This is a genomic window from Pelomonas caseinilytica, from assembly GCF_021353235.1.
In the GTDB taxonomy this organism is placed as follows: Bacteria; Pseudomonadota; Gammaproteobacteria; order Burkholderiales; family Burkholderiaceae_C; genus Pelomonas; species Pelomonas caseinilytica.
On record NZ_JAJTWT010000021.1, the window covers coordinates 30,487 to 46,041 of the forward strand.

The following is a 15,555-nucleotide window of genomic DNA, read 5'->3' on the forward strand; positions in this document are numbered from 1 at the left end:
CACGGCATGCTGCCTTCCTTCCACGTCTTCACGTCTGCTCCCTCGTGATCGCCGCGACGGCCGCCTCAATGTCTTGATCCGACAGGAACGGTGCTTGTGCGAACACCAAGCCTTGCTCCCCATTGAGCTTGGCAGCCAGGTGCCCGCGCCCCAAGAGCAGCTCGGCTCCCGGGCGGTCTAGCGCGATCTTCGATGTCGCCTCGCTGGAGACCTTCAAGATCAGGCGGTTGCCCAGGTTCTCACGAAGCTGCATGGGCATCACGTCTTTGTCGGGGCGCTGAGCCGCAAAGATCAGATGGATGCCAGCCGCGCGCGCCTTCACGCCCAGCCGCTGCACGGCCGCCCCCACCGCGCCCTTGTAGGCGTCGTCAAGCATCCAGTCCGCGAACTCGTCGTGGACCAGGAAGACCATCGGCAAACGCTCTTCCGGTGAGACCTTGGCGTTGTAGGTCGGCAGATCACGGGCCCGAGCCTTGGCGAACGCGCGGTAGCGGTCCTCCATCTCCTGCACCAGGGCCTCGAGCACCTCGCCTGCCTTCTCCTTCGTGGTGAGGATCTCGCCGCGCATGTGCGGCAAGTCAGCCAGCGGGGCGTAGTCGACTCCCATCTTGGGGTCAATCAAGATGAGCTGAGCCAGGTCTTTGGAGTTCGTCGCGGCGATGTCCAAAATCAAAGCCTGGATCAGCACCGACTTGCCGCTGCCGGTCGCGCCGGCCACCAGCGAATGCGGCTCGTGGGATGAGAGACCGCCGAACTCCGCGCCGAGGTTCAGATACAGCAGCGCGCCGTTGATCTCTTGGAGGCCCAAGAGGAAGGACGTGTTGATGCCTGCGACATTGCGGTTGAGCTCGCGGCGCGACCAGAGCTCCCAGAGCGACACGGCCTGGCGCTTGGAGCCAGCGACAGTCACCACGATCTCGCCGGGCTTGGGCTGGACCGTAACGAGATTGATCGCGTGCGTGGTCAGGAGCTGCGTGCGCTTGTTTTCGATGTCCTCGACGCGCAGCCGGTCAGAACCTGCGAGGCGCACTAGGCAGCCATTGGGCGTCAGCCGCGTCCCGAGGATCGCTGCCTGCAACCCGTAGCTGTTGAGTGCGGCCTTGAGCTTCTTGGTGACTTCCTGGGCCCACTCCTCTCGCTCGGCATCCGACTGTGAGCCGCCGGTGAACTTGGAAGCGACGAGCTCGGAGAGCGCAGCGCCAAGGTTCGCGGACGATGCCGGCCTGGGCGCTGCCGCCTGGGCCGAAGCGGGCGCTGCGGCGTCGGCTTGTGACGTGCTTTGGGCAGGAACCGCAGGCTCTTGCTCCGGGCCGCTGGTCGTAGACATCGCTACGACCCCCTCTTGCCCGGTCCCGGCTTCAATGATGGCGTCGGCAACGCCGCTGGCGAGTTGGCCCATGGCGGCAAGCCAGGGGACGCGAGGCGCTGGCTTCTTGAAGCCGTGGCCGTCCCAGGGTTGATGGGCTCCCAGCCCCGCGCGGGCGTCGAGCCCGCCCGCACCTTTGGCATATGCCTCGGCGAGCTTGCGAAGGTCTGGTCGGTCGAACACTTCCTGCCAGGCCTTCACCCCATCGGACTCCTCCAAGAGCTCCTGTTCGGAGGCCGAAGATGAGCCAGCGTCCGAGGTGTGGATGTAGACGTGCGAGTAACCGCGGAGCGAAATCTCAACGTCGCCCTCGCGGAGCTTTGCTCGGGCGCGCTCCATCAGGCCCGTCATCCCCGGCGGGATGTCGGCGTCGATGAGCATGTCGGCCAGGCGGGCGAGCCACACGTCGCGGTCCAGCCGGCCCGGGTCGCCAAAGAGCGCCTCGCGGAACATGCCCAGCGTGGCCAGGAGCTGATCCTTGGAATCGCGCCGCGCCTTGGCGAGGCCGTCGGCGGCGACGTACTTCGATTCGACGATCGAGATGACCACGCGGACGCCTTCCTCCCGCTCCTCGACATTGAGGGCGAGGATGTCCGCGATGCGGCTTTCAGGCTGCGAGAGCCAGCTCGCGTAGTCGTCAAGCAGGAAGTAGGCGGTCAAGACCTGGCCCCCGCCCGCCGCCACCCTGAACTCCTCTGCGAGCAGATGGCGGCTGAGCACCAGGCCGATCATTTCGCCCGCGGAGACGCCGCGCTTGGCGGCCCGCAGCACGATGTCGCCGGACACCGAGAGCGCATCGCGCTTGGCCTTGTCGGCGGCGGCTTGGACCTCTGACGCATCGAGTTGCAAGTTCAGCTCATCCAGACGCCGGCGCACCAGCACGCCCAGCAGGCGGAGCTCGGAGGTCGAGCTCACGATCATGTTGCGGCCGTTGGTAGAGCCGCGGCGGTAGCGGACGACGGTGATGTCGTTGTGCTGGAGTTGGCGCTTGTCGAGCAGCTCGTCGTAGGTGGCGATCCACTCGGCCAGATCGTGCGCATCCTTGATCATCCCGGCCAGGGCGGGGCTTTGGAGCGAGATGCGCCGGGCCGGCAAATAGCGCTCGCCAGGCAAGGCGTCGAGCTGGCGGCAGACGGCGGCCACGGCGGACACGTAGGCCCAGCCGGAAGCCGTCTGCCAGGGGCAGGTCAAAAACGTCGTGGATTTGAGTTCGTTCTCGCCCGAGACGCTGCGGTAGGACCAGCGCGAGGGAGCATGCTCGAGGTTCGACCGATCGTTTGTCCAAGGCACCGAGAGCCATTCGGACTGGGCGGCGCGCGAGACCACGTCGTGCAGGAAGGCCACGTCGAAGGCCTTGAAACCCTGCGCGCTCTCGCCCGGCGTCGCCGAGATCGGCGTCACCGAGATGCGCAGCTTCGAGATGAAGTTGTCGCTGGTCTCGCTGACCACGGGCAGGTCAGGGTCGTCGCCCGCCTTGTTGACCAGCTCGCCGTAGACGCTGCGAAGCTTCGCCGGGTCCGAGTGGCGCACCGACACGCTGCATTGCAGCTTGCCGTCCTCGTGGATAGAGGAGAGCTCGCGCACCGTCGCCAGCGGCAGCTCGGCCGCGTCAGCGTTGTAGAGCACGACGCTGAGGTTGGAGGCCTCATGGGGCTGCAAACCGACATAGCGCTCCAAGAGCTCGCGCGCCTGCTTGGCAGCGGCGGCCGGGTCCACATCAGTCATGGCATCCTCTGCGCCGCGCGTTGGCGACTCCAAGAGGCTGTAGCCGTTGACCGTGCTGCTCTCGGAGACCAGCGTCGGCGCGCCGGCCCGGTTGAGCACGGCGATCTCTGGATAGAAGGGGTGGGCGATCTCGTCGGAGAGCTCGCGCATGAAGATCTCGCGGTCGCCGTAAAGGATGCTGCCGCTAGAGAGCAGATGGGTGGCGAAGCCCGCCACGCGGCGGGACTTCACAGCCAGCGCCTTCATGCGCTCGGGATGCCACGGCGGGATGATCAAGGCGGGGTTGTCGCCGGCCACGCGGGCCGTGCCGACCGAGAGGATTTCCGAGACCAGGCGCGAGCGGCAAACGTCGCCGCGGGCCTGCGACATGAGGGTCGACATCAGCGCGCCATAGGACTCAGCCTGGCGCATGACGGCCTCGCCGTGCAGCCCGATGGAGACGAAGTCCTCCATCGCCTTGATGTAGTCCTCCTCGAACTTGTCCCAAGACGCCTTGACCTCGTCGCGCTGCGACGGGGTCAGGTATCCGCCATCCGCCAGATCTTTGATCCGGGACTTGATGTCGGCCCTGAGGCTGCGCAGCTTGTTGGCCGCCGGCACGAGCGAGCCGGCGTCCGTGGAGTAAGTGGCCTCCAAGGTGCCGGTGTCGAGCAGCGAGACGTTCTGCACCCCGCCCTTCTTGCTCACGAGGCGGCGCGGGACTTCCGTGCAGCCTACCGCGCCCTTCTCCAACAGGCGGCGCATGTCGGCGACCATCGACAAGCCGATGGAAGTGGGCTTGTAGCTCCACAGAAGCTGGGTCTTGGAGAGTACGGTCTCCTTGTCCTTGGAGACCTGGACCAGGGCTACGTCGAACTTGATCTGCAAAGCTACGCGCGAGAGCGACGAATTCGGGCGGACCTTGTTCTTCTTGTCGTTGCGAAGCTCCTTCTCCTTGGCGAAGAAGGCCTCGTAGTCAAAGAGCGGGTCGGGCAGGCTCGCGTTGCCGAGGCGCTCCACCCTCCATTCGGCCTTGGAGCCCATGAGCTCCTTCAAGCCGCGATACATCGCCGAGAAGTAGCTGCCGGCGTCGTAGTTGAAGCGCTCGCGCCACTCTTTGCGGCCCTTGGCGACGGTGAAGCGCAGGATCCGGTCGCACTCGGCTCCCCGCAGACCCGCATGCAGGCTGTTGACCACGCGGGCGAAGCCATCGAAGAAGTCGTTGCACTCGATGGGCTTTCCGTAGAGAGCCTTCTCCCAACGGGCGCAGAGCTTGGTATCTTGCTCAAGCAGTCGGCGGTGCTTAACGAAGAATTCCTCGTCTTCCTCGGTGAAGTCGGAGCGGCGCTCGCGGGACTTCAAGTCCTCCAAGAGCTTGCGCCCCTCGGGGTCGAGCGAGTTCTCTTGGTCGCAGTCGTGGTCGAAGAAGCGGACGGTGGCGTCGGCCAAGCCGAGCTGCCTTTCCTTAGGCTTGTCGAAGGCCAGGTAGACGCCGTCAGCCTCCCATTCGAATTGGGCCAGGGCGGAGGCGGCCTCTTGGTCCCCAGCTGGGGCCGCAGCGAAGGCGCCGAGCGCCAGGCGCGCGGCTTCGTCGATCTCGGCGGCGTTGGCGGCGATGCGTTCCTTGAGCTCCTCGGGATCCAGCGGCTGGCCGTTTTGGCGGAGTTTCTTGAGGAGCGGCGCGCGCTGGGTGTAAAGCTTGGCGAAGGCTTTCTGCCAAGGCTTGCGAAGCGCGCCGAAGCTCTTAGCGTTGGAGAAAAGAGCGCTGTCGCGGGGGAGGCCCACCCGCGGCAAGGCGAAGCCCACGGCGTCGCGGATGGCCAGTCCACGGGTGGACATGGCCTCGACGATCTCGGCACAAAACTCGCCAAGCTGGACGAGCGAAAGCTCGGAGGAGGCCAGCAAGCCGCCCAGGGCCGCGTGGAACACAAGGCGGTCGTCCGGCACGGGCGATAGCCCGCCGGTATGCAGGGCAGCCTCGACCCAAGGGTCGGGGTCGGCGCGCATCTCCTTGGCGCCAATAGCCATGACGTGGCCGAGTGTGTCAGCCAGGTTGTGCTCGTTGCCGTTGGCCGTGAGGATCGCCGCCTTGGCGGTCGCCGCGTTGTTGCGGACATAGCCGGCGTTGTGCGAAATCAGGATTTCCGGCGGCAGGCCTTGGCTGTTGACCAGGGCCTCGGGGATCATGAGATCCACGCGGGCGAGCAGGTCGGGATTGGCGAGGATCGACCGCGCCACCGCCGCGATCTGGTTCGACGAGAGCTTGTCGAGCCGGAAGAGCGCGGCGGAATCCCCCGGCTGACCAGGGTTGGCAATGCGCTTGGCGAGGATGTCCGCGCCGACGCGCCCGATGATGCGGTCGGTCAGCATGCGGCCTCTCCCTTGAACGCGAACGGGTTTTCAACAAATGAGCAGGAGTCGGAGAGCCTGCGGACTAGGCCCAACCCCACGAGACGGGCTTCGAGGTTGTCCCGGTTCTCGCTGAGCTCCTCTTGGTCGACGAGCTTCGCGTCGAGCAGCCGCGCGCCTTCGGCGTCGCCGAGGACCAGGCCATAGCGCTTCTTGGCTTCCGCCAAGAACTCGTCGAACTGCATGCGGTCGTCGACGATCGCCACCACGATCGACTTCAAAAGCCTGTCGTTGGGGGCGTAGCGCGTTCGCCGCGAGAGGCGCCGCGAGCTGAGACCAATCGCCCGCGACCAGGACGCGTGGATCTTGCCTACGTGCTGCTCGTGGCGGGCCAGAGCGAGTTCGGTGAGCTTGCCGACCAACACCTCCGGGCTCTCGCCCGAATAGTCCTCATCGTCCCCACCATCCGCCGACGGCCACTGGAAGCGCTCGCGCATGAGCCTCACCCGCTCGGCTTCGGGGAACTCGCTGGCGCCGGCTTTCGCCCAGAGGAAGTCCGTGCGGATCGATTCGACATGGGCCCGCACCGCCTTGGCAGCCAGCCCCTGGTTGAGCTGGTAGCTGTCGCCGGAAAGAGCCCGGACCTTGGTGCGCTCCTTGGAGACGATCTCGCAGACGATCTCGACCGGGTCGTCGTCGCCTGCCACACGCTTGGCCCGCTCTAAAAAGTAGAGCAGCATGTTTAGGCCGGAGATGGCGATCAGATGCTCCAAGGCGTCATAGATCGGCATGTCCTTGGCCAGGATCGACAGCCAGTCTTCGCAGATTTGGTCGAAGCGCGGGTTGGCGGCCTCGGGCAGGTAGCCGGACTGCCGGGAGTCGTCGGCCCGCTGCGGCGCGCCTTGCATCGCGCGGGCGAGCCGATTCATCGGCGCCTCGCGATCGAAGAGGCGCTTGGCCAGCAAGTCGCCAAGCTCGGCGCCGCGCTTGGCCCGTGTGAGCATCAAGTAGAGCAGCTCGCCGGTGCGCGCGAAGAACCGCCGGTCGTTGCTCATCTTGCCCTTGGAGTCGATCTCCAAGTCCTCGTAGAGGGCGTCGGGGCCGAAGGGGAAGACGAACTTGGAGCTCCAGCGCTTGTTGCTGCGCGACTCGAAGGAAGAAGAGCGCAGCAGTTCCACGGCCTTGGCGAAGTCGTCGAAGCTCGCGAACGAATGGCGCAAGTAGGCCATGTCGTCGGCGCCATCGCCATTGCCGGTCGAGCCTTGGGCGAACTTCTCGAACCACTGCCTCCACTTCTCCTCATCGGATTGGGCGCTCTCGGCGATGGATTCGACGTAGGGGTTGTTGAAGAGCAGCCCTCGGAGCCGGATCTGGCGTTGAGGCTGGAACTTGAAGGCTCCGCTAAGGCCCTCATGCGGGCGTAGCGGCTTATCCAGATTCGAGCCCAGGGCGCCGAGGAACTCGAGCACCGTCAAATGCGGAAGCTGCTCGTCGTAGAGGCGGTGGCCCCAGATGTTCTCGTCGACCGTGAAGTCGACGCTCTTGATCTCGGGGCGTTTGAAGATCTCACTCATGCCGGGGACCTCACGGTCACGGGGCGGGAGAAGCCGCGGCCGCCCGGCTCGATGTCGATGAAATTGAGCGTCAAGGCCGATGCCTCGCCGCCGATCTCGTCGTCATCGCCGGCAAAGCCGGCCTTTCGGACGATCTCGGCCTTGCGCAGCAGCTTCGCCTTAAAGGCCAGCAGGTCTTCGAGGCATTCGTTGGAGAAGCTCGCCGGCAGCGCGCCTTCGGCGACGCGTGCGAGGAATTCATGGCGGATGGGCGTGAGGTCAAAGGCCACCGAGTTGCCGGGGCCAGGCGAGAGCGAGACATCGAGCTGCGGGCGGCCAGTCTCCTCGTCGAGCTTGATGGCCATGCCGACGCCGCCCTGCCTGCGCGAAGGCGTCTCGTGGTCGCAGAGCACGCTCACGCGGCTTTGAGTGAAGCCGCCGGAGCTGGCGATGAAGATGCGGTCGACGTTCTCCAAGAGCAGGCCCGTCATGACTCGGTTCAGGCCCCGGGCGATGCGCCCGCGCGTGGCGTCGCTCACGGGCCTCTTGGCCCTGAGCGATTCGATGATGTCCAGGTAGTCGCCCGCGAAGCGGAAGGCCGTCATCGACCAGCGGGGGTAGCCTGGTTCGGACTCGGGCAGCGAGAAATAGAGCCGGCGGCGCTGGTCCTCCAACATCTCCATGAACTCGGTGGATCCGCCTTCGAGTCGCGCGCCTTCGTGGCCCTCGAGGTAGTCGTCCTGGGCCGCGCGGAAATCCGCGGTCGCGCCGTAGACCGGGTCGGCGGCCACCAGGCGAGCGAAATCCTCTTGCAGCCGCGAGTCGTCTTTGCCGTAGACCAGCAGGCCGTCGGCCGCGTTGGTGGTTTCCTCGCCCACGCCGAAGCTCGCCATGGCTTTGAAGACCGGACGGTCCGAGGCCCTGCGCTTGGGCAGGTTCGCGCCGAAGGCGTTGGCGTAGACGCTGGCCTTGCCGATATTCCCGCCCTCTTGGATCTTGGGCACGTCCGCGCAGGTCATTAGGTTCTCTTTGGCCAGCTTCGCATCCGCGAAGCCCAAAACCATGTTGGAGCACAGGGCCAGCAGGTCGCGCACCGGCAGATGCAGCCCGTTGAGGCGGGCGATCTCGACCAGGTCGCCGAGCCGGCGGGCGAGCTGCCCTCCATCGGCCTCGCCGAGGAGGCGGCGGCGGTTCTCATCGATCGGGCAGACCTTCCCGCCCGCCTTTAATGAGCAGCGCTCGCAGTTGTCCCAATCGGGATGACTCGCGACTGCCTTGGCGACTTCGTCGATCGTCTTGCGGCTGGTGGAGCGGCTGAGATCGAAGACGGCCAGACGGTCGGGCGCGGGGCCGGCTTGCAGGAAGCGCTCCTGCAAGGGCTTGCGAAGCGGATGGACGCGGTCTTGCCGCTTGCCCAAGTCGCGAAGTCGATCGAGGAGCTGGCCATGGTTGGCGGCCAGGATCACGATCTCGGAGTCATCTCCACCCAGCACCGACTTCTCAAGGCGCTGCAACGGCAGGTCGCTCTCTTGGCCGTTGAACTCGGAGAGGTCCTTGATGAAGACTGCCATGCGGCCATCGGCCAGGCGATGCTCCTTCACGTTCTCTTTGCCTGCCCAGACCTTCGGGTCGCCGCCGATCCGGCTCCACAGGGCCCGGCAGTGGTAGGTCTTGCCGTCGCCCGCGGTGCCAGCGATCAAGAGCGATCCGGGGGTTCCGGACTCGATGTGCCTGACCATGTCGTCGAGCATCGGCGTCGACAGGCTGATTGGCCGGACGTTGGCCCGGCGCAGCGCGCCCGACACGTACTCGTCGAACATCGTCAGATTGTTCGGCGTCGGTCCGTAGCTGCGTAGAAATCTAACCCAGGAGCTGCTGGGCGTATCGGTGACTTGCTGCTCTTGATGCGTTGTCAAGTTCATCCTCCCGTTCTAGGGGGATTCTGACCTGACTGCAGCGGTCCGACATCCAGAGCGGCCCACGCGTTTTCAGGGGCAGCGCTTGGGGTGCTGCCTGACGTGCTTCTGGTACGCACTACGATCAGTCGCCGCTGGGCCAGGCATCGCGTAGTGCCCATTTAGGGGGATGAAGTGGTTGAAGGGGTCGTGGTGCTCAAGTTGGAAGCGGGCAAGGTCTGCTTCAAGATCAGGAGCGCCGATGGGACGCTGTTGGCTACCAGCCCCTCATTCCCGACTATCTGCCGATTGGAGGCAGCACTGCAAACTTTGGCCACGGCCGCGGTGCACGATTGGAAGCTGTCCACCGGGCCTTCGGGATCGCTCGTCAAGGTGGGACGTCGGCAGGTGCCACTGCGGGAGCATTTGTCGCTGGCGGCTGTCTCGGCTGTGGTCCAGACGGTGGCCGCGGCTAGGATCGTTGACGAGAGGCCTGCGAGCCGTAGGCGCTATGACCTCAGTGGTTTACGCTGCGACCTGACGCGCTGATGTGAAAAAACCTCAGCCTACGGCGGGTGGCTCACTTGATGAGCTAGTTGTCGCACATAGTTGTTCGCAAAGGAGCCTGGCATGAACCACGTTGTCGAGCGAACCACCAGCAAGCCGAAGTCCATGTCGGTCGGGACTGACGCGTTCTACCGTCAGAACGCCCATTCGTATTTCGAACGCACGTTCGGAGTGCCTATGGAGCATCTGTATCGCCCGTTTCTGGAAGAGTTGGGTGAAGGCGCTCGCATTTTGGACGTGGGCTGTGGCTCAGGCCGTGACGTCAAGGCGTTCCGATCGATGGGCTTCCAAGCCTTCGGCATTGACCCCTCGCCTGAGCTCTTGGCACTGGCGTCGGCCAACGTAGGTCCGTACTTCACGAGCGGGCGTGCCGAAACGTTTAAGGCGGATGCACCTTTCGACGCTGTATGGGCGTGCGCCTCGCTTCTGCATCTGAGGCGCGCCCAGCTGCACTCGACGCTCAGGAATCTACGTGATTCGCTCAGGCCGGGCGGCGTGTTCTTCGCAACTGTCCAAGTTGGCGTCGGAGAGCATGTGCAGAGCGACGGGCGGCAGTACACCTACTACGGTCCTGCTGAGTTCGTGGACGCGGTCATAGAAAGTGGGCTGCAGGTGTTTCGGTCCTGGGAAACCGGGGACGCCATGCGCAGTGACGGCCCGCGGTGGATCAACGTGCTAGCCCGCCGATAATTGAGGACTGCCGCTATGCCTTCACCGACGAACCGGGACCATCGGCCAGTTTGCGAAGGAGTTCGTCTGCTCCAGTCTTGACGAGGCGCTGGATCGAATTGGGAAACGCGGCCGTGTCGCGTACTTCGAGGGGCGGCCGGACGGTTGCATTCGATCCAGCTTCGGCAGGCCGCGATAAGGCGTGCAGTTCCTTGAGAACCTCGAAGTGAGCGAGATATTGGCCGAAGGCGGTCAACAGCTCCCCATGATGCGGCATGACCAAGCCGGCCTTCTCGCCAATGAGTTTGGAGATGCTGTTCCCGATCTCGATAAGCCTATCAAAATAGCCGTCGACGCCAAGCCCATGACCGTAGACGACGTCAAGATCGGTCACCGTACGAAATTTCCGCCACTTGTCTTTGTGGCTCTCGTCATAGATCTGGAACAGGCGTTCGTCTGGGTCTAGTTCCTGCGCGGGGACGATGCCTTTCGCGTCTCGGAAACGCTTGGGGTCCCGGCTAATCAGAGCGTCATTCATAAGCCGGTAGACCCTGTTCGACCCGTCAAAGAGCGCCCTTAGTGGTCCGTAAAGTTCGATGAACTGTCGAACGTGCCAGTCGAACTGAACCTGCCGAGCCTCATGGTTAGCCTTCTTGTCAGCGAGCTTCTCGTCGCGCGTAGCCTGGTCGATTGCTTGCTGGCCCTGATGCTTGAGCAGACGTGCTTGCAGTCGCCAGCCGGCGAGAGCTGAGATTAGTCCACCGATGAGGACGGAAAGCAGGGTTGTGGCCGGCGTTGCCCACCATGGCGACGGCAGCTTTCCGTCAACGCGAGACACCGCGAGTTCAAGGTTTGCGAGCGCCTGCGCCAACGCCGCAGAATCGGCCTGAGGCGTGAGTGCTGCCGAGGCAGCCGCGTTGCTGGGTTGCGCGACGGCGCTGGCATTCGCTGCTGCTGCGCCGCTCTTCGTACTCGAGGGCGCCGCAGTAGTGGCTTTGGTGACTGCCTGGGCGGGCGTGTTCGCGGCGCCACTTTGCCCTTGTTGAGCGCCGGCAAATGTCGCCGTGAGAGCGAACACGATTGCGATAAGACGGTGTTGCATGCTTCCCTCCGGACATGTCCCGCCCATTCTGCCGCCAGGCATGTGGCTGGATGCCTATGAGGATCGGGCATCGACCCCTTCGGCTTCTGTACAAGCCCTGGCAAACCGAGGCGCCGTGCTTTACACCCTGCGTCTGCATGGATATCCTGCGGACAGGCCTCCAACTGCCTCCCTGCTGCACTGGGAAAAGTTGACTTCGGTTGCACCATCCACAAGACCCTTCGGTCGCATATCTAGCAAGCAGCATGCGTGACGCCAGAGCCCTGGCGAGCGGCCTCATTTGGAGCTTGTATGTACAACCGCAATCAACTTCTTCGCGCTTTCAAAAGTCTCGCGCACGCTGATGACTCTCAGGCTGATCAAGGGCACTGCCAGCGCCTGCACTACCACGCACAGCGGCTCGGATTTCAGAACTTCGAGCACTATCGGCGATGGCTTAAGACTGCCCCCGAGACTTCTTTGGCGAACATCTCCACTCGTCTCATGGAGAGGGTGTGCGCAACGCGAATGCCGTCGCTTGATGAGCCATACGTCGAGTTCACACCGGTGCCAGATGGGATCAGCTACTACTCTTGCTGGATCGGCTGGGATAGCAACGGCGACGATGTTCGAGGCCCACGGCCGCTCGATGCTAAGCGCTCCGTGCCGCTGATGCGAAAGAAGAATGAGCATCCCGTCTACGTCGTTGAATCTCCGCGAGAACTTCTTGCCTGGCAGTACAAGTGGAAGGCTATGGCTTACTTGCCTGAGGCGCTGGCACGGGAGTTTTTCCCCAGCTTCTTTAGCAAGGGTTTGGTGGACCCAAACGTGTCGCCGGAACTGGTTAGTCAACGAGCCCTTGAGCGGCATGCCCGACTGATGGCTAGTTTGGACGCGGCACGGCACGGGAATTCATGAGCGACCGCCGCCCTGTTGACCAGGGCGGCCTAGCAGTAGTGCGGCAATCGATGGCCAAACTTGCACAGTGGTTGGATGCTCATGAGGTCAGCACCTCAGCGGAGCAACGATCACTGTTGGTCATCGAACGCGCCGGCTTCGTCACAAGTCCTAGCGACCGTTGGTACGGGTCGCTGCGCCCCCACCGCGGCGTCGACGGACGCTCAAGCAGTGTGGCAGTCTGCTAGCCAACTGCTCGCCAGCTACAGCTCTGATCGGCAAGATTGCTCTACCACTTGCTGTGAGGAGCAAAACTATGGATTTCCAGCGCCCGACCTTCCGTGAAGTGCGCAGAGCACTCAAAACCCTTGAAAGCATTCCCCGTCCCGATGGCGACAACGAGGGTGACCCAATAAATGGGGAAACTGTGCTGCCACACCTTTCACCGGAGCACCAAGATCAAGTTCACGCGGCGTCCGAGCTGATCAACAGGTACGTGCGCACTTTCGATGGACAGCCAGATGTTCGCTCCCTAAACACGCTCAAGAGAAATGGCGTACCAGCAAGCCTGCATCAGTCGCAATATGACCCATTTCGACTCGTGGGGCGAGTTGGTGATTGGGAGAGGAGCTTGGACGTCTCAGACCCCGGGGGCGCCGAATCGATCGATGACTAAAGAACCGGCACTCTATATTCGGTGCCGTCGGGCATGATTTGCATGATCTCAACATGAATCTCAAATCCGGTTCCATCCTTGTCACGTTTATGCAGCCGTCGGCATAGCGACAGGATGGTTCGGTCCGAGATTTTTAGTTTGACCCCCTGCGCATGGGCTTCTTTTTCTAGTGCAGACCAGACCGCTTCAAATGCGTCGTTTGCACTTCCCCATTTGCAACGGCGTCCTTGCTCATCTTTGGGTCCCAGCCCATAGAACAACTCCGCGGCGCGCATTTTAATCTTGTCCTTCCCATCGCGGCTCTTCAATGAGTTCTGCTTAGCGTGACGCTTGGCGGCTACCTCGTCAAACCGAGCCATAGCATAAGACGCTCCTTCGTGCATGCCGATCAGGTGGCTCGCGTCAATTAACGCTGAATAGGCCTGAGCATTTCGTCCATCCTCCGCGTACCTTTCCGCTTGAACCAACAAGCCGAACATGCCGAAGAAGGCGCAATCAAGCTGAGCCGGCGTCATCCCCGACTGTGCAATATTTTCGACCGCTATATCGTGATCTGTCTGAGCCATCAGCTCGCGACAGAATAAGTAGAAGTCGTCGCCTGGGGCGAGCTGCTTCTTTAGCATTGGAATTATCAAGACCTGTACTTGTCCAATCAGCAAGCGCTCGTACTCCTCAGCAGCGTTCTCGTAGTCCGGGGAATCCAATAGCTTCTTGATTGAAGGGGGCGTTGCGTTCTTGTAATGCCGAACGTAGGAGCTGATTGCCCTATTCCAATGGCGTTTCAGTTCAAACTCAAAATCCCGGACTGAACGCCCGTCCTCATAGAGGATAATCTTCGCACCCTCATATCTTGGTAGAAGTTCATCTCGAACTTGGCGAGTTACATTGCTGATGAGACTCTGATAACTCTCAGCAAGCTCAGTTCCGTCTAAGCTTCTAATTGCTTTTTCGTGAACATCAATGACTTGAAGGAGAACCTTTTTTATTTCCTCCCCAAGTACTTTCGCATCTTCTTTGGTCTTCATGTGAATCCTCGCCTGTTACTGACGCCAAGGCTGAACTCTTGGCTGAGCTTCGAAGACTGATCAAGGAACGTGGCGGGAATTCTGACGCCATCGATCTAGCCCAATGGCTAGAGGTGTGGCTCAGGGAGCCGCTGTCAGAGCTTGCTGGTGTTGCGCCCGCGGTTGCGCCCGCGAGGTGCTGCGCAGTCAGGCAGGTCGGCAGCGGCTGAAGAGCGTTTTAGAGCGGATGCGCGGTGGACTGCCAGGTTGCGTGCTCGGTGTGTGGACTCCGACAACCCGTTCCTCTGGACGCGCGCAGCGATGTAAACAAAAATCCGCGCTTTGCTGGACTTGTTTACAGAACCAATCACTCGGTCCGTCAAATCTGCGTGCCCCCTCCTATGAAGCGGCCGTAAGTTGACAGTGAGAAGGTCAACTTCACCCTTCTGAGCGCCCCTGCGGCTCGACGACAGGCCCGCTGCGCAAGCCGCGGGCCTTTCTTTGGCTCAGATTTGCCTCGGCCGGACAGGAGTCTGATTTCCACTGTTGCGTGCCAGCACGCCTGGCACAGCGCTAACTCACTGCTGAGGTGGAAGAAGTCGCATCTCAATGGAGGTCGCCCCCTCCGCGGCAGCGACAGTCGCCGCACTGGTGAGGGAAAAACCTGCCATCGCCTGCGTCAAAGAAGCACCCAACGCGTCAATATTGGCCCCAAGTATCGGCTTTGGCGGCGGCGTTATGGCAGACATCGCAGAATCGCTATCCGGTTTTTCGTGCCGCACGTCGTCCCACCATGGATCTGGATCCCCTGGGTCCGGCTCCGCCTTGAGGTTGTGATGAAGTATGAATGCGCCCATGCTTTCGCCTGCCCAGAAGCATCGGTCACCGACGGTGATGTGCTGCACGTCTATGAGCCCGACTTCTTGCACAGATTCCACCACTTCCCATTCGGACTTGTAGGTGCCCGTACTTAATGCGCGACGCGTTGCAACACGTTTCCCCAGCAGCATCGGCGCAAGCACCAGCCCATCGGTAGTTGGGATAGGTGCGGATGAAGAGCAGACAAGCGAGGCGCCGCTCTGTGTAACGATTCGATAGCCCGGTTGGGTTTTCCTTAACGAGTAAGTCACCTCGCCCATCGCATCTTCCAAGGTTTGCGCGTGAGCCAAATGCATCACATCTCCTATTGAGATGTCTCCAGCAATTCTGCCGTCTGGAAGATAAGAGCTAACAGCGACGCAGCCGCCCCCACCGCCGCCTCCACCCTCGGGCGGACTTGGAACGGGAACCGGATCCGATACGGTCACCGTACCTCCTGGTGGGCTTGGAACTGGAACCGGATCGGAGACCGTCACCGTACCTGATGGCGGCGAAGGCGCCGGAAGCGGTATCGGCGAAGGTGCCGGCAGCGGGAGAGGATTTATCGCTGGATCTCCCCCTCCGCCAGAAGCAGGCGGGAAGTAGTGATTTATATAGCTTACTGCGCTGTCAAGGCCTGCGGTGGCCGAGATTTTGGCCCTCACCTTCTGCAATACTCGCTGGAAAAGCGCTTGGGTGTTGGAACCAGTCTGTGGATTAAGACCTAATTCCTGCGCAGAAGCCGTGAAAATTGCCACCGCATCACTGACACTAAGATAGTCGGCCCTGCAAAACGCCCGCAACCCGCATGAGCACTGGTGATGCGGGGTGAATGCCGATGGTCAGAACTCCCAGAATCAAATTCAATGGCAATTGATTTCTGGGAGTTCTGGAGGGCTGGCAATGGCGACCGACGACTTCTTCCGCGCGCGGCTG

At 62.4% G+C, this 15,555-nt stretch carries 8 protein-coding genes; 2 read left to right on the top strand and 6 right to left on the bottom strand.

The window, feature by feature from the left end:
- Nucleotides 1–28: 28 nt before the first annotated feature.
- From LXT12_RS26065 to LXT12_RS26075, 3 genes are read right to left on the bottom strand one after another with little or no spacing between them, the layout of a single operon-like run.
- A complete protein-coding gene (locus LXT12_RS26065) occupies nt 29–5,440 on the bottom strand; it encodes an FtsK/SpoIIIE domain-containing protein (RefSeq protein WP_233395370.1) in 5,412 nt (1,803 codons plus the stop codon).
- Complete coding sequence (locus LXT12_RS26070; protein ID WP_233395372.1) at nt 5,434–6,993, bottom strand: hypothetical protein; 1,560 nt, start codon at nt 6,991–6,993, stop codon at nt 5,434–5,436. The genes LXT12_RS26065 and LXT12_RS26070 overlap by 7 nt, the downstream gene beginning before the upstream one ends.
- Nucleotides 6,990–8,792 carry an AAA family ATPase gene (locus tag LXT12_RS26075; protein ID WP_233395373.1) on the bottom strand — a complete coding sequence of 601 codons (1,803 nt, stop codon included), beginning with the start codon at nt 8,790–8,792 and terminating at the stop codon, nt 6,990–6,992. The genes LXT12_RS26070 and LXT12_RS26075 overlap by 4 nt, the downstream gene beginning before the upstream one ends.
- Before the next feature lie 705 nt (nt 8,793–9,497).
- Here LXT12_RS26075 and LXT12_RS26080 point away from each other — a divergent pair.
- Nucleotides 9,498–10,124: a class I SAM-dependent methyltransferase gene (locus tag LXT12_RS26080; protein WP_233395375.1), complete on the top strand. Its 627-nt coding sequence runs from the start codon at nt 9,498–9,500 to the stop codon at nt 10,122–10,124.
- A 13-nt stretch (nt 10,125–10,137) separates the two neighbouring features.
- Here LXT12_RS26080 and LXT12_RS26085 read toward each other — a convergent pair whose 3' ends face one another.
- A complete protein-coding gene (locus tag LXT12_RS26085) occupies nt 10,138–11,205 on the bottom strand; it encodes a hypothetical protein (RefSeq protein WP_233395381.1) in 1,068 nt (355 codons plus the stop codon).
- A 291-nt stretch (nt 11,206–11,496) separates the two neighbouring features.
- Here LXT12_RS26085 and LXT12_RS26090 point away from each other — a divergent pair, with 291 nt between their 5' ends.
- Nucleotides 11,497–12,102, top strand: a complete 606-nt coding sequence (locus LXT12_RS26090) for a hypothetical protein (protein WP_233395382.1) — start codon at nt 11,497–11,499, stop codon at nt 12,100–12,102.
- Nucleotides 12,103–12,753: 651 nt separating this feature from the next.
- On the opposite strand, the gene LXT12_RS26095 is transcribed toward LXT12_RS26090, so the two are convergent.
- Together LXT12_RS26095 and LXT12_RS26100 are read right to left on the bottom strand one after the other, a co-directional pair.
- A complete protein-coding gene (locus LXT12_RS26095; protein ID WP_233395384.1) occupies nt 12,754–13,782 on the bottom strand; it encodes a hypothetical protein in 1,029 nt (342 codons plus the stop codon).
- A 557-nt stretch (nt 13,783–14,339) separates the two neighbouring features.
- Nucleotides 14,340–14,936 carry a hypothetical protein gene (locus LXT12_RS26100; protein WP_233395386.1) on the bottom strand — a complete coding sequence of 199 codons (597 nt, stop codon included), beginning with the start codon at nt 14,934–14,936 and terminating at the stop codon, nt 14,340–14,342.
- Nucleotides 14,937–15,555 lie beyond the last annotated feature (619 nt).